The 16,113-nt window shown below is 39.8% G+C and carries 19 protein-coding genes and 1 pseudogene; 4 read left to right on the top strand and 16 right to left on the bottom strand.

The genetic code is table 11. From position 1 onward, the window contains the following. Positions 1-216 precede the first annotated feature (216 nt). The 3 genes from V7266_RS06755 to V7266_RS06745 all read left to right on the top strand — a co-directional run bounded on the left by V7266_RS06755 (position 217) and on the right by V7266_RS06745 (position 2,642). Positions 217-915: a DUF421 domain-containing protein gene (locus V7266_RS06755; RefSeq protein WP_335466909.1), complete on the top strand. Its 699-nt coding sequence runs from the start codon at positions 217-219 to the stop codon at positions 913-915. A gap of 94 nt (positions 916-1,009) precedes the next feature. Next, complete coding sequence (locus V7266_RS06750) at positions 1,010-1,900, top strand: DMT family transporter (RefSeq protein ID WP_335466907.1); 891 nt, start codon at positions 1,010-1,012, stop codon at positions 1,898-1,900. 223 nt (positions 1,901-2,123) lie between these two features. Next, the gene (locus V7266_RS06745; RefSeq protein WP_335466905.1) at positions 2,124-2,642 is read left to right on the top strand and encodes a DoxX family protein; all 519 of its coding nucleotides are present in this window, start codon (positions 2,124-2,126) and stop codon (positions 2,640-2,642) included. Positions 2,643-2,737: 95 nt separating this feature from the next. Here the strand turns inward: V7266_RS06745 and V7266_RS30730 are convergent. Beyond that, a pseudogene (locus tag V7266_RS30730) lies at positions 2,738-2,818 on the bottom strand (DUF4440 domain-containing protein); the annotation flags it as partial. Positions 2,819-3,138: 320 nt separating this feature from the next. Between V7266_RS30730 and V7266_RS06735 the strand changes: the two are divergent. Then, positions 3,139-3,294: a hypothetical protein gene (locus V7266_RS06735; protein ID WP_335466903.1), complete on the top strand. Its 156-nt coding sequence runs from the start codon at positions 3,139-3,141 to the stop codon at positions 3,292-3,294. 23 nt (positions 3,295-3,317) lie between these two features. On the opposite strand, the gene V7266_RS06730 is transcribed toward V7266_RS06735, so the two are convergent. The 15 genes from V7266_RS06730 to V7266_RS06660 all read right to left on the bottom strand — a co-directional run bounded on the left by V7266_RS06730 (position 3,318) and on the right by V7266_RS06660 (position 16,025). Next, positions 3,318-3,815, bottom strand: coding sequence for a DMT family transporter (locus V7266_RS06730; RefSeq protein ID WP_335466901.1), 498 nt, complete (start codon positions 3,813-3,815; stop codon positions 3,318-3,320). Positions 3,816-3,834: 19 nt separating this feature from the next. After that, positions 3,835-4,512, bottom strand: a complete 678-nt coding sequence (locus tag V7266_RS06725) for a Crp/Fnr family transcriptional regulator (RefSeq protein WP_335466900.1) — start codon at positions 4,510-4,512, stop codon at positions 3,835-3,837. A gap of 15 nt (positions 4,513-4,527) precedes the next feature. Then, complete coding sequence (locus tag V7266_RS06720; RefSeq protein WP_335466898.1) at positions 4,528-4,953, bottom strand: DMT family transporter; 426 nt, start codon at positions 4,951-4,953, stop codon at positions 4,528-4,530. Positions 4,954-5,094: 141 nt separating this feature from the next. Beyond that, positions 5,095-6,336 (bottom strand): sensor histidine kinase, encoded by a 1,242-nt coding sequence (locus V7266_RS06715; protein ID WP_335466896.1) that lies wholly within the window; start codon positions 6,334-6,336, stop codon positions 5,095-5,097. Positions 6,337-6,344: 8 nt separating this feature from the next. Then, positions 6,345-7,016: a response regulator transcription factor gene (locus V7266_RS06710; protein ID WP_335466894.1), complete on the bottom strand. Its 672-nt coding sequence runs from the start codon at positions 7,014-7,016 to the stop codon at positions 6,345-6,347. A gap of 57 nt (positions 7,017-7,073) precedes the next feature. Beyond that, the gene (locus tag V7266_RS06705; protein WP_335466892.1) at positions 7,074-7,904 is read right to left on the bottom strand and encodes an RnfABCDGE type electron transport complex subunit D; all 831 of its coding nucleotides are present in this window, start codon (positions 7,902-7,904) and stop codon (positions 7,074-7,076) included. Beyond that, positions 7,905-8,786 carry an FAD:protein FMN transferase gene (locus V7266_RS06700; protein ID WP_335466890.1) on the bottom strand — a complete coding sequence of 294 codons (882 nt, stop codon included), beginning with the start codon at positions 8,784-8,786 and terminating at the stop codon, positions 7,905-7,907. A 1-nt stretch (position 8,787) separates the two neighbouring features. Continuing rightward, the gene (locus V7266_RS06695; RefSeq protein WP_335466888.1) at positions 8,788-9,249 is read right to left on the bottom strand and encodes an FMN-binding protein; all 462 of its coding nucleotides are present in this window, start codon (positions 9,247-9,249) and stop codon (positions 8,788-8,790) included. A gap of 202 nt (positions 9,250-9,451) precedes the next feature. Continuing rightward, positions 9,452-10,435 (bottom strand): fumarylacetoacetate hydrolase family protein, encoded by a 984-nt coding sequence (locus V7266_RS06690; protein WP_335466886.1) that lies wholly within the window; start codon positions 10,433-10,435, stop codon positions 9,452-9,454. A gap of 86 nt (positions 10,436-10,521) precedes the next feature. Then, positions 10,522-11,817, bottom strand: a complete 1,296-nt coding sequence (locus tag V7266_RS06685) for an MFS transporter (RefSeq protein ID WP_335466884.1) — start codon at positions 11,815-11,817, stop codon at positions 10,522-10,524. A gap of 80 nt (positions 11,818-11,897) precedes the next feature. Next, positions 11,898-12,692, bottom strand: coding sequence for a 2-keto-4-pentenoate hydratase (locus V7266_RS06680; RefSeq protein ID WP_335466882.1), 795 nt, complete (start codon positions 12,690-12,692; stop codon positions 11,898-11,900). A 99-nt stretch (positions 12,693-12,791) separates the two neighbouring features. Continuing rightward, positions 12,792-13,679: an alpha/beta fold hydrolase gene (locus V7266_RS06675; RefSeq protein ID WP_335466880.1), complete on the bottom strand. Its 888-nt coding sequence runs from the start codon at positions 13,677-13,679 to the stop codon at positions 12,792-12,794. Positions 13,680-13,713: 34 nt separating this feature from the next. Then, the gene (locus V7266_RS06670) at positions 13,714-14,697 is read right to left on the bottom strand and encodes a hypothetical protein (RefSeq protein ID WP_335466878.1); all 984 of its coding nucleotides are present in this window, start codon (positions 14,695-14,697) and stop codon (positions 13,714-13,716) included. Between the two features lie 23 nt (positions 14,698-14,720). Continuing rightward, positions 14,721-15,530, bottom strand: a complete 810-nt coding sequence (locus V7266_RS06665) for an FAD synthetase family protein (protein ID WP_335466876.1) — start codon at positions 15,528-15,530, stop codon at positions 14,721-14,723. A gap of 21 nt (positions 15,531-15,551) precedes the next feature. Beyond that, the gene (locus V7266_RS06660) at positions 15,552-16,025 is read right to left on the bottom strand and encodes a flavin reductase family protein (RefSeq protein ID WP_335466875.1); all 474 of its coding nucleotides are present in this window, start codon (positions 16,023-16,025) and stop codon (positions 15,552-15,554) included. Positions 16,026-16,113: the final 88 nt, after the last annotated feature.

Below are 16,113 nucleotides of genomic sequence, written 5' to 3'. Positions count from 1 at the left end.
AAACTTCTGAAGTGTCCTTCAACTAGGCTATGAAGGACACTATCAGGCTGTTTAACCTTCAAAGTGTCTTTCATCCTGCCTATGAGGGACAGATTCCGATCGGTCATGTTAAGGAACGTCCTTTATCAACGTCCCTTCGGACCCCTTTTACATCCAGAATAAAACTCTCTCTAAAGGAAAAACTATCCTAAACTAATCATCGTTTGGGAGAAACATATGTCAGTGTTAGTAGAAATAATTATTAGAACCTTCACCGCTTTTATCATATTATGGATTTTTGTACATATTCTTGGGAAACGAACCATTTTTCAAAAAACCTATCATTTATTTATCGCAACCATTACTATGGGAACCATAGCCGGAAATTTAACTTTCAATTATAAAATCAAGTTCCTATACTTTATCCTTTCGTTCGTCATTATGGGTTCCGTCATCTTCACCTTAAATAAACTCTCTATTAAAAGCCAGCGTTTCCGTGAACGAATCGCCGGGAAACCTGTTACACTCATACAAGAGGGAAAAATCCTAGAAGAGTCACTTCAGAAGACTGGCTTTTCAATAGATATGCTAAAACAAGCATTACGGGGTAAGGATATCTTTAATATAGACGAAGTAGATTGGGCCCTATTAGAGGTTAATGGCACCTTGTCTGTTTTAAAAAAGGCAGAATATCAGACTATCACCCAGAAGGATTTAAATAGGAATCCGGCACCTTACAACGTTCCAGTAGAATTAATTATGGAGGGGAAGCTCTTATTAAATAACCTCTCAAATTCCACCTACAGTGAAGAATGGCTCAATGCAGAACTAAAGAAAAGAAAGACCCAGGTTTCCGACATCGCCTACGCCGTCGTAGGGACAAAAGGAAACCTGTATATTGATTTATATCGAGACCAGCAGCAGCCAGTAAAGTAGATGGCTGCTGCTGTTATTTTTTTATGATCACCTTCAAAATTGTTGTGAAAAGATGTATTTTATGATTCGATTAACATAACTAGGAGGGAAAGACATGAAAGGGAAAATGAGACTCATCGCAACCATGCTCATCTTTGGAAGCATTGGAATCTTTGTAAAAAATATCGAGATGCCTTCAACCGAAATTGCGTTCTTAAGAGGAGTAATCGGCAGCTTGTTTCTGCTTGCTGCCAGTTTTTTAGTCAAGCATAAGCCAGCATTCAAAGCGTTAAAAGAAAATGCTCTCCTGCTCTTATTATCAGGAGGAGCCATCGGCCTGAATTGGATATTCTTATTTGAATCTTATCGCTACACAACCATTTCAAATGCCACCATTAGCTATTATTTTGCGCCTATCTTTGTCATGATCCTAGCTCCATGGGTTCTGAAGGAAAAACTGACAAGCGTAAAAGTTGGCTGTATTATTGCCGCTATGATCGGTCTGTTTTTAATTGTGAATCCTGGCGGAGACGGGCAAAACCATACTCTTGGGATATTTTATGGTCTTCTTGCAGCGGCACTATATGCCAGCGTCATTCTAATGAACAAATTTATTAAAAACTTATCTGGATTTGAAATTACATTAATACAGTTATTGGTCGCAGCAATTGTCTTATTACCTTATATAGGCTGGCAGGGCAATCTTACTTTTACAGGGTTGAACTCTACTTCTGTTATCTTGATCCTCATCCTTGGAATCGTCCATACAGGTTTGGCCTATTTTTTATATTTCACCTCTATTCAAGAACTAAAAGGCTCCACCATCGCAGTACTTAGTTATATAGATCCCATTTCCGCTGTAATTATCGCGGCTATTTTCTTAGGTGAAAGTATGACGGTTATGCAAATCATAGGCGGTGTTCTAATCCTCAGTTCCACCTTTTTAAGTGAAAAACTGGAGCTAAAAATGAATAAAGAAAGTAAGACTCCCACTACTGCTCCGTAATGGGAGTCTTACTTTTGCTGATATATCCTATCTATAGATTCCTCCCTCTATAATTTCTGTTTGGTTAATACTCCGCTCCAAATTATCTATATGGGATGTTCAAAATTCTGTAAAAACATTTCGAACAAAATTTGAACTTATCACTATTGCCAAGTTTTTAATGTAAAAAAGGAATATAGTAGAACCATAAAGAGAAAACAATTTTTGAAGGGTGGAATCATTTATGTTTAACAAATTTTTAAGAGAGAATAAAATTGCAGCAGTGATCTTAACTGTTTTACGTTTATACCTTGGCTACTCTTGGATTAGCGCAGGAATTGGAAAATTAACGAGTGGCGGGTTTGATGCTTCTGGATTCCTAAAAGGAGCAATCGCTAACCCAGTAAAAGGGCCGGACGGAGCCATCGTGTTTGGCTGGTATGTTGACTTTTTAAAACACTTTGCTTTACCAAACGTGGATGTCTTTAACGTAATCGTTCCTTGGGGCGAAACTTTAATTGGTTTAGGCTTAATCCTTGGCTGCTTAACCACAACAGCAATGTTCTTTGGTCTTGTGATGAACTTCTCTTTCTTCTTAGCAGGAACTGTATCTCATAACCCTAGAGACATCTTCTTAGGCTTCATCATCTTAACTGCCGGCTATAACGCTGGTAGAATCGGTTTAGACCGCTGGGTCGTTCCTTTCGTTAGAAAAATGGGTAACAAAAATGCTGGTGCTGAAAAATCTAAAGCAATAGTGTAAATACAGCTCGATAAAAAAGACGATTCGGGGATCCCCGAATCGTTTTTTTATGCTATTTATTTATTAACTTGGTACCGTATGAGTTATCGATAGCACATAACCATTTCCCCCTGTGTTGGTACAAGACTATTATTAAAATACTTAGCGATAGCAATGAATGCTTTTTTGATTTCCTCCCCTTTAAAACATTTACATTTTAATATTATTTTAATAGACAATTAATATGCACATAACAATTAAGACATAGTTTGTTAACAATGGTGCTTTAAACTATAGTTAGTGGGGATAGCATGCGTGGCTATCATGGTATTTGGCGTAGGTGGAGCCGGTACTAGTGGGGACGGGAAGATTAGATAACGATTAAGTTATGTGGTGTTGTTCAATATCCCAGTATTTTATTTTTTGGCCAATTTTGTTCTTTCACAAAAACTCGATTAAATAGTTGGTATACTTCATCTCCTTCTAGAAACGATAAGAATGGAGGTGATAGAAACCTATGAAAAATGAAAACAATGGCGGGGGAAACCAAATGAAATATAGTATTTGGAATACTCGTACCGAAGAAAACATTCATATAACTAAACAGAAAATGACAGATGCTTTAGAGCATTCCCCTATGGAGTCAAAATCAATAGAAGAACAGCATGACTAAAAGCAGCCGTAAAAGGTTGCTTTTTAGTTTCCACCTAAATGCTTCAAGCCATTCTGAATCATCTTCGACTTCGCCTGACTCTCTTTACCACCGCCAAACTTAAATACCACAATCCCCGCCACAATCACCAATACCCCAAGCAAATGCTTAAATGTAAAAGGAACCTTATCTAACCCCATAAAACCCATGGAATCCCACCATAATGCAAACGCGAGCTGTGAGATTAAGGCGATAGAAACGCCAATTGTTGGTCCGAGCCTCTTAATTCCTTGAACGATACAGGTAACCACTCCTACTCCAATTACCCCGCTCATCCAATACCAAGGCTTCATTCCATACAGCTGAAACAACTTTCCCCCTTCAAAAATCAGCCCCATCGTCAACGATGCCAGGAATCCAAGTCCCAGCACCAGAGTGGTCGTCGCCCAAGAACCTGCGCGTTCATTGACCTTACTGTTAAATATATTTTGCAAACTAACTAACGAACCTGCTATTAACGCAAAAATGAATCCTACTATCATCCAATCATCTCCCAAACCTTTATTCGTAAATATTTCCGCCTGCAAGCTTCTTTAACCCCTCTATGTCCTTTACGAGAATAAAGCCTCTATTCCTCTCAATCAGACCTTCCTCGCAAAACTGAGTGATTACTCGATTTAGATGCCGATAACTTGTTCCAATTAAATTCGCAGCATCTTTTATACTGATAACCAGCTCAGATTCCTCAAACGATACAGATAACAGGTAACTGGCCAGCCGTACTTCCACCGGATACATAATATTAAAACTCATTGATTTATTTTTAAGGTGAAATTTTTTCGTAATAATCTCTAACAAAAAATTGAGTAGTGGGGCATGGTCGTGTCCAAATTGTTTCAACCAGCGATGATGAACACCAATCATCATCACCGATGAAACAGCCTCAACCGTATTGATAAAATCAATGCCCTGTACGTATTCAAGGTCTCCAATCACCTCAAGCGGCGGTTTAAAAGACAGGATAAGGGTTTTACCTTCAGGTGAATTCGTATAGATTTTGAGTTTTCCTTCAACAAGGATATATAAATATTGCGACGGGTCACCTTGAGAGCAAATCAGCTCTCCCTTATTAAAACTAAACAGCGATAGATGTGGAAGGAGCTGCTCTGTAAATATAGCATCGATTTGATGCATCTTGATATAAAATTCCAATCTCCCACGATCGTTAATTTCCTTCACGCTCTTTACCCCCATTTAAAATCGAAGTATTACCACACCAGCAATCATCAAGCCAATTCCGATGAATTGCGGCAGCCTCATCCGCTGTTTTGCCAGTCCAAACCAGCCATTACTATCAATAATAAAAGTTAACGTTAATTGGGAAATCAATATGGCCGAAATCGACAAGGTCACGCCAATCTTCTGGATCGATGTAACGTTGCCAAAAATGACAATCGCAGCAAACGCACCACCAGTTAAATATAAAGGATTGACCTGCTTGAATCCCTGCCATTTATTTTCCCGAACGAATAAAGAGATTAGCAGGGCCACCACAAATCCGGTAAACTGGGTAATCGTTGCTGCCTGCCAGGTTCCAATATCATCACTAATCCGTGTATTTGCCACACCTTGCAGTGTAATAAAGGCCCCTCCTAAAATGGCAAATAAGCATCCTTTCATTTTTTATCTCTCCCTAAACTAGATTTACTTACCTTTATTAAAAAGTATTTCTGCATGTTCAGGATAGGACATATGTCCTCAACTAAAAGAAAAAGAGATGGAACTCCATCTCTTTCATAGCTTGCATATTTATCCTAGTTTTTATTTTTTAATTGGGAGGCTGACAAAAACTTGGGTCCCTTCCCCTTCATTACTGGTAATCCGGATTTTACCCGAATGGGTCTGAACAATCCACTTTGCTATCGAAAGCCCTAAACCAGAACCTTCTAAATGACGATTTCTCGACTTGTCACCACGATAATATCGATCGAATATATGAGGAAGATCTTCCCTTGGGATTCCAATACCTGTGTCGGTAATTTCAATCATGACACGTGAATTCTTACAGCTGGCTTTAACGAAAATGGCCCCATTTTCTTTCGTGTATTTCAGTGCATTATCTAATAGAATGAGGAACAATTGTTTTAATTTCTCTCTATCACCGATAATGCTAATGGGCTCAATGTCAGCTGTTATCCGGATATTTTTTACAATGGCAAGTGTATTAAAATTCTTAACCACCTGATGCAGAATGTCATCTAACTGAATGGACTCTTGAATCAACTGCAGCTGATCCGAGTCTGACCGTGCTATGGTTAGTAAATCGGAGGACATCTTTGATAAGTAGTTAATTTCTTGAATTGCCTGATGTATGACCTCACTCTCCTGCTCAATACTATGGTCTGGATGGCGAAATAAGTGTTCCAAATTAAGTTTCATAACAGAAAGCGGAGTACGCAATTCATGTGAAGCATCTGAAACAAATTGCTGCTGCTTTTCCCAAGATTGCTTAATAGGAATTAAAGCTTTATTTGCAAGATAGATTCCCGCTAATACTGCGATAAAAACACTTAATAAAGATCCAAAACCAATGACCATCAGTAAATGAGATAACATTTCCTTTTCACGTCTGAGGTTATAGATCACCTGAATTTTTTGTACAGGTGAATAATTTTTATATGTTGATACAGATATGTTCATAAAGTGATAGGATTCAGTTCCAATTGTAATGGATTGAAGTCCTTCTTTATTTAACAACTTCGAAAAGCGTTCTGTATCTATTTTAGTCATCGAGTTTGTAGGGATAACTTTATTAAGTTTATGGTCTTTCTCCCATAACAAATAAATAAGCCGATGATTCTCCTCCTTCTCTTGGTTGAACTCCTCCCCAATTTTCTCCTTCTCATGGAGTAAATGATCTTTCTTTTCCAAAATATTATTATCCGCTTGATGGTACAAACTATAGTGCATATATAGATAAATCGAAGCCCCAAAGATATTTTGGAGGATAAAAAAGAAAAGTGCGTTCAGAACAACTAGCCTGAGTTTTGTTTTATTAAACAACGGATCGACTACTCCTTCAACATATATCCCACACCACGAATCGTCCGAATCAACTGATCATAACCAAAAGGAGCTAACTTTTTGCGTAAATAGTGGATATAAAGATCAACGATCGCATCTGTCGTTTCTGATTCAATCCCCCATACTCTTTGAAAAATTTGGTCCCTCGTGAGGATTTGTTCCTTATTTTGAATCAAATAAAAGAGTAATTCATATTCCTTAATTGTCAATTTCAACACTTCTTGCTGAATAAATCCTTCATGCTGATTTGTATCTAAGCGAATGGGGCCATATATCATTTTCCCCTCTAATCCCATCTTCCCGGTCCTGCGCAGGAGCGACCTGACTCTCGCCAAGAACTCTTCGGCAGCAAAAGGTTTCACGATATAATCGTCCGCCCCAAAATCGAGTCCTTTTACTCGGTCCTCAATTCGGTCCTTAGCCGTAAGAAATAAGGTAGGTGTTTGACATCCTCCGCTCCTTAACTTTCTTATTAAGGAGAACCCGTCCATTTTTGGGAGCATAATATCAAGTGTAATTAAATCGTATTCAAATGATGATGCCAAGAAATACCCTTCTTCTCCATCTTCTGCTTGGTCTACTTCATATTGTTCATCTTCTAAAATAGTTGAAATGATTCGTCTTAGAGGTAAATCATCTTCTACGACCAATACACGCATGATTCCCTGCAACTCCTTAAATAGGTTCCACAAAATTTAGTCCTTGCCAACTTTGGATTATTTGCTCCTGAGAGCCCTTTGAACTGGTTTTACCTGATTCCTAAGGACAGCACTTTTCGATGAAGATTGTTTTTGGTAATAACTATAAATATTCCCTACAAACAATCCGACAAACAAATAAGTTAAGCCGCCAAAAAGTCCATAAATAATGATTCCCGAAATCGCTGAAAGAACACCAAACACGACCTGTTTGCTATATTTAGCAGGTGAGGTAGGCGGGTCCGTAAGCATAAAAAAGCAAAAAAACAGTGCCGCATTAATAAATGGAGGTCGAAGTGCATCCGCTGCCCCCCCTATATCGAAACAGCCCATCAGAAACAGCAATACAAAAAAGGTTCCTAAAAAGGACAAGACTTGCGGAAATTTATTAACTCGCTCTGTTATAATGTAGCCGCCAATCAACAATAATGATATCATCCACCACGAAAGATCCCCAAAAGCTCCCCACCAGCTTTGTCCTGTATGAAAAATAAAAACCGAAAGGAATAACCCAAACGCAGCTGGATTAAAAATTGGTTTCTTCTTATACACGAAAATATGCTTAGACAAGATCGCGATAACAGCGGTTCCTGCTACCATGTACCAAGGAGTAGTTACACTAAAAACTAAAGATATAATTAACCCCGTAATAACAGTAGCATCCTTGCTGCTCCTTCGATTTTTCAATCTACAATAAAGCCTGTCTACAACCATACATACCAAAACGGCAACTAAACTATTTATTATACCCATTACGGTTTTTGCCCCTACTGACGCAATGATTAAATAGGCAGCCATGGCAATAGTGACATATCCTTTTGGTGTTTTTAGCCATTTATTTGCTTCCACTTAAATTCCTCCTGCTCTAACCATTTGTAATTCAGGTGTAACCAGTATACCTTTTAAATTCATCTCTTCTAAAAATCCTTTCGTCTGTTCCCCGCCAAGCAGGAAGGAAGCCGTAGAAAAGGCATCTGCCATCATGGCGAATGGCGCAATAACGCTGACACTTACCCACTCATTGGGTGATTGATGCGTTTTGGGGTTCATTAAATGATGTAAATCTGTTTCTACTGGATTTCTGCGCTCATAGCTTCCAGATGTGCAGATCGCCTCATCAGAAATCTCAACTGTTTCAATCAGCTGACCTTTTTGATATGGATGCTGTATCCCTATTTTCCACGGCTGCCCGTATTCGTCGAGCCCGCCTGCAAATAGGTCTCCTCCAGCGTTAACTACAAATCCCTCAAAGTCCTTCAGTTCGTGTGCAGCCAAGTCGATTGCAAACCCCTTAGCGACGGCTCCTAAATCAATGACTAAAGGCTTTTTTAAAGTTAAGGTTCGCGTTTGTTCATTTAAGAATATATCTTGATAGGTAACGGTATCAGCTGAATGACTCTCGAATATTTCCCCTGTTAGATAATGGCGATTAAATCCTTGCTGTTCCATTACTTTTCCCACTGTCGGATCAAAGACCCCATCCGTCAGTCCCGCCAATTCAATTGCAAAATGAAGAGGTTCAAAAAGTAAGGGACTTATTTGAACTGGAGTACCCACAGCCTGAGTAGCCTGACTTAATTCACTTGATGATGTAAAACGACTGCAGGCCTGTTCTACTTTTTGAAAAGCGTTAAACGCACGCTCTATCTTTGCTTCCGTCACATCCCTCGATTCCCTGGTAACAACCTGTATATCAACGAAGGTATCCATAAATAATTTCGTTTTTCTCATCTTACCCCACCTCGTTTTGAGCTTGGTTAAGCGCATCCTGTACAGCATCTTCAAATGCCTGCGTACTGTAGGTAGCTCCTGAAACATTCGTCACCTGAGCACTTTGCTTCTGCATGACTTCATTTGGCAGGCCTACTACGTCGCTTTCCGAGTAATGCATGGCAAAATCACTAATCTTAACTGCGATAATCTGATCGTTCTTTATGGTCACTTGTACATCAATGGAACCACGCCGATTCATTCCAGCACCCGTAAAGGTTCCATCTTTATAAAGGTTATTAGCTTGATTGCTGCTGCCTTTAGTCCCATTTACTGTTTGGCTAGTGGTTTGAACGTTTTTTGCTATATGTTGAATGGGCTGATTATTGACAGCCTGCGTATCAGTTGTATAAAATCCTGCGGTATACACTGCCGCAACTGCAGTAGAACAAAGGGCTATCCACTTTTTGTTCATTTTTTTCATTTCACTAATCCTCCTATTGCATCGTCAAAACTTCTACACAAGAACAGTTTAGCTTTGCAATCTTAGAATTTTCTTAGAAACATCAGTCCTCATCAAACTTATTAGAGTTCCTCCCATTGTTGCCTCTCCTAAAGGAACTCCTAGAGCGTAGTAAAAAATAAAAAGGCGAACAGTTCCTATCACTGTTCGCCTTCGCAGCATCTTATAGTCTGACCGGCTTTTTACTCCCTGTCACCACTTTATTTTTTTGTTCACCCAAATCAATGGATCCGTCCGGACTTTTGATTTGGCAGCGGATGATATCGCCATCCTTTAAATAGCGATTATTATTGGCTTGGCTTGCTAATAAAATCTCGAGTTTTTGATGAGTAGTTAAGGACGATTTTGCAAGCTGTTCATTGACTTCTGGAGTAAGATTTAAAGCAACTCCCCCTGTTGTCCCTGTAATAATTAAATCCCCTTTTGATAAATCCATCATTTCGGAGAGCTCGGTCAAGGTCTCGGCCGGTTTAAACAGCAGCTGACTTGAATTGGCAGATTGACGCAGCTCATCATTAACCCATAAGTTTAATTCTAAATTATGAATTTTTTCCACTTCAGTTTGGTCTAATAAATATAGAATTGGGCCAGCAGGGGCAAATGTCCGATAGCTTTTCCCCTTTAACCACTGACCTTCCGTAAACTGGACGTCACGGGCAGATACATCATCCACCATTACGATGCCGGCAATGTATTGATGAAGATTATCGTCCGTCACTTCCACAGGCCCCGTAATATCTTTACCAATAATTAAGCCAAGTTCAATTTCATAATCTAATAATTTCACATGATCAGGACGGATAATTTCACTTTTCGCACCACATAACGTACTATCCGCTTTACTGAAAAATAAGTTAAATGGTGGCCGTTTGGCTTCAAGTCCTGCCTCAGCACGATGGGAGGCATAGTTTGTACCTTGACAAATAAATCGTGCCGGTTTGGTGACTGGACTTAAGAGCTCCACATCAGCCAATGAAACAGCCGTTGCAGATCCTTCTTCCTTTATCCTTTTAGCTTCTTCCGTTCCTACTTCTAAAAATCCAGCTAAACTGCGATAAACATTTTGTAATACGAGAATGGTATCTCCTGAAACAACGCCCCACTGCTCACGATTATCCTTTTTAAAACGTACCACTTGCAAACCCATGTGTGTCATCCCTCTCTTTTTTTTAAATTAGTTCAAAAGAGAACAGTTTCAGACACTGTTCTCAATTTTTTCCTTATTAGTTAATTTTACAAGACTTTTGAAGTATTTGCATTTAACAGGGCTGAATTTTCAGATTTTTTCGGACGAACAGCCAGCCATACTAATCCACCGAAAACAAGCAGGATTAACCCACAAAGCTGGAACGCATGCTGGAATCCAACTGCTGGACTTGCTGAGTGTTCAATGAAATAACCCGTTACATATGGCCCTACAATACCGCCCAATGAAGTAATCGCCATAAACCAGCCTTGAATTTTCCCTTGATGTTTAGGTGAAACCAAATCTACTAAAATGGCGGGCCCCATTACCAATGTAATACATCCAAACGTTAATCCAAGTGATAATAATACAATGGCTAAAATATTCGAGCTGACCATCGCTCCAAAAAAGTAGCTGACGGCTCCAGCCAACATGACTGGTCCAAGGACAAAAATTCGTCCCTTCACCACATTCTTCGTCTTATGATAAAGGCGGTCAGAAATAGTTGAAAAAATAATTTGCGATAGGGTAATCATAATCCAAGGCAGTGCTACGACAATTTTTAAAGTACTTTCACTAAGGTGGCGGATATTTTCTAAATAATTCGGAAGCCAGTTCAGCCCAATGGTAAAGGACCAATAAGTGGCAAACCCACATAATGCGACAAAGATGAAGTTTTTTGAGAATAGAGCAGAGGTGAATTTTGAGTCGTTCAGTACGATTTGTGAGCTAACCTTTTCTATACCAAGTTCTGCGTCTGTAACCGTTTTCTCTTTTGCGATCCATAACCATACTAGAATCCAAAGAAAGCCTACAGCTCCAGTTGTAATAAACGCAGAACGCCAGCCATAACTCATGATGAGGTGCATTAGGACAGGTGCGGAAATGGCGACACCAAGCGGCCCGCCAACTGAAACCAGTGTTAAACCAATCCCTAATTTTTCTTTTGGAAGATACTTTGAAGCGGCTGTCATCGCTAAGGCATAGGAAGGTCCTTCCCCGGCTCCTAATATGATTCTAGTTACTAAAAGATAAGTAAAATTGCTGACAAAGATTGTAGAGAATTGAACAATCGACCAAACCGCTACCATGCCTGCAATCACTTTTTTCGCTCCAATTTTATCTGCAAGGCTGCCGCCTAAAACAGCTGAAAGTGAATACAGTAAGAAAAAGACACTTCCAACAACTCCCCACTGCTCTGGAGATAGTTTTAATTCTTTCATAATTGGAACGGATGCAAATCCAATAATGGCTTTATCCGCATTACTGATGACGGTTAATAAAAATAACAGAAAGATGATCACCCATGCTCTTTTTGATACTGAACTTTTCTTTTTCTCCATAAGGACCTCCTTAAAATTCACTCATTTATATTACTTATACTCAAGACCTTTCCTTCCTAAGAAAAGGTCTTGTTAGTTGACTACTTAAATGTAACTTCAACTTTTCCAATATGAGAAAATCCGGCTGTGAACCGATCCCCTTTTTCAGCTGCTATTGCTGCGGATAATGCACCGGATAAAATAACCTCACCTGCTTTTAACACCACATTGTACTCGGAGAGCTTATTTGCCAGCCAGGCCACACATTTAGCAGGATGGCCTAAAACATCTGAACCATATCCTGTATTAATCAATTGGCCATTTTTAAACAGGTTCATTTCAATCGACGGAAGATCGATATCCTTTAGTGAAAACCGCTCATCGCCGATGACAAACAATCCGCATGATGCATTATCCGCAATCGTATCGGCCAAGGTAATCTTCCAATCCTTAATCCTGCTGTCGACAATCTCTAAAGCTGGCGCTATATAATCTGTTGCATCCAGAACATCCTCAATGGTCACAGATGGCCCTTTCAAATCCTTCCGGAGAACAAAGGCAACCTCACCCTCCACCTTTGGCTGGAACAGATCATCTAATTGAATCACCCCATTATTGGTAACCTCCATGGAGTTCATTAGATGACCGTAATCAGGCTGATCAACGCCTAACAACTGCTGCATCGCTACAGAAGTTAATCCAATCTTTTTCCCGACAACCAGCTGCCCACTTTGAACCTTTTGAACAATTCCTAAAAGCTGTGCCTGATATGCCTCATCCACCGTTAAATCTGGATAGACTTCTGAAAGAGGTGTGATTGATTTCTTTGCTGCTTCAGCCTGCTGCAAAAGCTCATAAACATGTTGAGAACGAAGAATGACTTGATTACTACTCATAGAGAATACTCCTTTTTAAAAAAATAGAGCACTATTGGATTGATTCAAAAACATGTTAAGCTATGAATCATTAATAGTACTCTTTCAGGGTTGGTCCTATTATTTTATTACTAGTGTTTCATCCTGCTTAGCAGCTTCTTTACTATTTTTTAACAAGAAGTTTGTTAATACAGCATTGAACTCTTCAGGTTTCTCCCATTGCGGCCAGTGTCCTGCATCCTTAATGACGGTTAGTTCACTATTTGGAATCATATCCTGAATAGGTTTTGCTTCCTCAACAGTAGAGGTTGGGTCATGGTCTGTCCAAGCTAACAAAGTCGGTACATTGATTTTGCCGCACCATGATGGTTCCCAGCTGTATAACTTCCTAATTTCAATATCCTGCAAGCAGACAATATGATGAACGGCTTCTTGGTAAGACGGCTGGGTATAAATTTTGTAACGAGCTTCAATCAATTCTTCGGTGACTTGGCTCTTGTCATACATTAACCACTCTAGTCTAGTTTTAACATTTTCATAGTTGGCTTCAAGAACTGCTTTTAATGTAGAATCTTTTAGTTTTTGCATGACTTCAGGCTTGTTATTAACGTTGCCCGGTGTATTCAATACCATCGCTTTTACATACTCTGGATGCTCAGCTGCAAACCATGCTGCTACCCAGCCTCCTAATGATTCACCAGAAAGATATACTTTTGTTAATCCTAATGCTTGAATAACTCCTAATAAATGTTCGCTGTAATAATCAATTCCATATTGGCAATCTGGTTTGGCTGTATAGCCGTGTCCGACCATATCGATGCAAATTACACGGAAATGTTCACTCAAGCCTCGGATATTTCGAGCATATGCCTCAATATGGCCGCCGGTACCATGAAGCAGAATCAACGGTTCCCCTGCTCCTGCTTCAAGTACTCTTGTTTTAATATCGTTCGCAATTACGTAATAAAGTTTGTATTCCAAATCTGCTAAGTCTGTCCAAATCGTCATTTAAATCTCTCCTTTTTTTTAAACAATAAACCCCTTAAATGCTAACTTCGTATTCTGATGATGGTTTTATATCATTCTGTTCAACCGGCTGGTTAAACTGAACAATCGCCATCCCTGTTACCCATTCCGGAATAGGCTCATAACAAGCGACACTCGGATCAAAGTTTTGTAGTGCGCCAAGCAAAACAAGCCAATTGCGAATCTCCTGACCGCCGTTTCCTAAATTTTCCTCAATAAAATCGGCACTCCAGTTTCTTAATGATGCATAATCTTTTTCAGTAACTAATCGTAAAAACTCTCGGTCGATTTGTTCGTTAACAGGGCCTGATTTAATTCGTGTTACATTTGTTTCCCTTAACCTTAAATAGGTATCAAGCTGCTCTATTTCCTGACGGCCATTTTTTAAAACATTAACCAAGAATTGGTCTTCCGGCTTTTCGCTCTCAATTTTAGGAATCGGCACCCAGTGAGATAATCCGCCCGACGCGACAATCGCAACCTTAAGATCTGCATCCCAGGATTCTATCGCTTTGCGAATGACTTCACCAATTTGGAAACAGCGATCCATTGTTGGCAGCGGTGGAGCAGACGTATTAACTGCAATCGGAACAACCGGTATTTGAAGATCAGGATTTAAAAAGTAAATTCCCTGTGTATGACCGTGATCGACCTTCATTTTTAACGTGAACGCTAAATCAACATTTTCTTCTAAACCAGTGTGTAGGATATGCTTTGCCAGATCTTGCTGGACGGGGATATTGTATTTAGGCAGCTGCCAGTCTCCCCACCCTTCACATTCACCAATTCCAATCGTAAAGGAAGGCATATGGTCGTAGAAATAACTATTAAAATGATCATCAGACACTAATACCATCACATCGGCTCCTGCAGCTTCGAGATACTTCTTCATTTCAGCCGCTGTTTGAAGGAATCGCTGTCCTTTTTCTCCGCCACTCTCTTCATTTGTCATGATCATAGGACTATGTGACATGGCCACGCCTGCAATAATTTTAGCCATTCGATCATCTCCTTTTTAAGATTTTAAGATATTTGCAGCTTCCTAGCTTCAACCATTTGTTTTTTCCAGACTATCGATAATTTTCCTATGAAAGGTATATCATCCGTACATTTGAGTGTTGAGCCATCGTTCAGGACAATGACTTCTGTTTCGACAGAACCGCTCGAATTATTCAACAACACCTGATATCGGCCAGGCCCTGGAAGAGTATAATACGGATACAAGCTGAATCTCTCTCCATTCCATTCGCACCGAGTTTCATAAAATTGTCCAAGTAAAGCGGGCAGCTCTGCGACCTTTCCGTTTAACAGCCGTTCGCGAATACAAGAGCTGCTAATTTTCTCACCCCTAAGTTCTACCTTTGCTACCTTTGTGACGTCTATCAGGCCGCCGGAGTCGCTCGTTAGCCGATCCATATTTCCCGCCCCGCGGGCACCATATGAAAAATCAAATCCCGCCACTGCATGGACGACACCAAGGCCGTTTAAATACTGAGCAGCAAACTGTTCTGGCGATAACCCAGCAAAGTCTTTATCAAATTCAACAATATAAAACGTATCGACACCCATTTTTAGAAGCTTCGCCTCTTTTTCCGCAAGCGGCATTAAATAATGGACGTGAATTTTCCCATTGCTGATTATAGTCTTCGGGTGAGGAAAAAAGCTCATGACAGCTAATGGTACTTGCTTTTCGGCTGCCTTTTGAAAAGCGGTGTTGATGACTGCACAATGCCCATGATGGAGACCGTCGAAACAACCAAGTGCCATCACATTTGGCCTCGCCTTTTCCTGCCATTCTGCCAAATTACTCCGGTTTAAACGAATTGTCTCCATAACAGTCTCCTCTCACGGTTCTTAAATATTCACAGGCTCTAATTCTACTAATGAACGGTACTTTCCACTGTAAAAAATCAATGGCTCTGCATCTTCAAGGTGAATATCAGTGACCTTACCAATAAACAAGGTGTGGTCCCCTTCCACATGCTCTGCCGATACTTCACAGGCAACTTGGGCAACAGCACCAGGTAAAACAGGCTTTCCATCAAGGCGGTCAAAAACTACTTCCTTTTTCAATTGTCCGGCGAAAATCATGGAAAGTTCTTGCTGATTAGCAGCTAAGATATTAACAGTGAAAATCTTACTTTCTTTTATTTTGTTTAAAATTTTTGCTTTTTCTCCGATAGAAATAACCACAAGCTTTGGATCAAGCGATACGGACATGAACGCATTCGCTGTCATTCCGTGGACTTCACCTTCTACTTCAGTAGCTATAACGGTTACCCCTGTTGCAAACTTTCCCATCGCACTGCGAAACTGACGATCATCCATTAAAAAATCCCCCTATTTTTTTTTATTTTTGCTTTGTTAATCTTGAATGTTGATTTCCACTCCAAGCGGATTCGCTCCAATCAACATG

The sequence above is a fragment of the Neobacillus drentensis genome, assembly GCF_036965645.1.
Classification (GTDB): Bacteria; Bacillota; Bacilli; order Bacillales; family Cytobacillaceae; genus Neobacillus; species Neobacillus drentensis_D.
This window is presented reverse-complemented; position numbering and strand designations above follow the sequence as displayed.

Coding starts and splice junctions, on each gene's coding strand:
- V7266_RS06755 (WP_335466909.1), top strand. CDS start 217: ATGTCAGTGTTAGTAGAAATAATTATTAGAACCTTCACCGCTTTTATC.
- V7266_RS06720 (WP_335466898.1), bottom strand. CDS start 4,953: ATGAAAGGATGCTTATTTGCCATTTTAGGAGGGGCCTTTATTACACTG.
- V7266_RS06750 (WP_335466907.1), top strand. CDS start 1,010: ATGAAAGGGAAAATGAGACTCATCGCAACCATGCTCATCTTTGGAAGC.
- V7266_RS06670 (WP_335466878.1), bottom strand. CDS start 14,697: ATGGCTAAAATTATTGCAGGCGTGGCCATGTCACATAGTCCTATGATC.
- V7266_RS06700 (WP_335466890.1), bottom strand. CDS start 8,786: ATGAGAAAAACGAAATTATTTATGGATACCTTCGTTGATATACAGGTT.
- V7266_RS06660 (WP_335466875.1), bottom strand. CDS start 16,025: ATGGATGATCGTCAGTTTCGCAGTGCGATGGGAAAGTTTGCAACAGGG.
- V7266_RS06710 (WP_335466894.1), bottom strand. CDS start 7,016: ATGCGTGTATTGGTCGTAGAAGATGATTTACCTCTAAGACGAATCATT.
- V7266_RS06745 (WP_335466905.1), top strand. CDS start 2,124: ATGTTTAACAAATTTTTAAGAGAGAATAAAATTGCAGCAGTGATCTTA.
- V7266_RS06675 (WP_335466880.1), bottom strand. CDS start 13,679: ATGACGATTTGGACAGACTTAGCAGATTTGGAATACAAACTTTATTAC.
- V7266_RS06695 (WP_335466888.1), bottom strand. CDS start 9,249: ATGAAAAAAATGAACAAAAAGTGGATAGCCCTTTGTTCTACTGCAGTT.
- V7266_RS06665 (WP_335466876.1), bottom strand. CDS start 15,530: ATGGAGACAATTCGTTTAAACCGGAGTAATTTGGCAGAATGGCAGGAA.
- V7266_RS06680 (WP_335466882.1), bottom strand. CDS start 12,692: ATGAGTAGTAATCAAGTCATTCTTCGTTCTCAACATGTTTATGAGCTT.
- V7266_RS06685 (WP_335466884.1), bottom strand. CDS start 11,817: ATGGAGAAAAAGAAAAGTTCAGTATCAAAAAGAGCATGGGTGATCATC.
- V7266_RS06735 (WP_335466903.1), top strand. CDS start 3,139: ATGAAAAATGAAAACAATGGCGGGGGAAACCAAATGAAATATAGTATT.
- V7266_RS06690 (WP_335466886.1), bottom strand. CDS start 10,435: ATGGGTTTGCAAGTGGTACGTTTTAAAAAGGATAATCGTGAGCAGTGG.
- V7266_RS06730 (WP_335466901.1), bottom strand. CDS start 3,815: ATGATAGTAGGATTCATTTTTGCGTTAATAGCAGGTTCGTTAGTTAGT.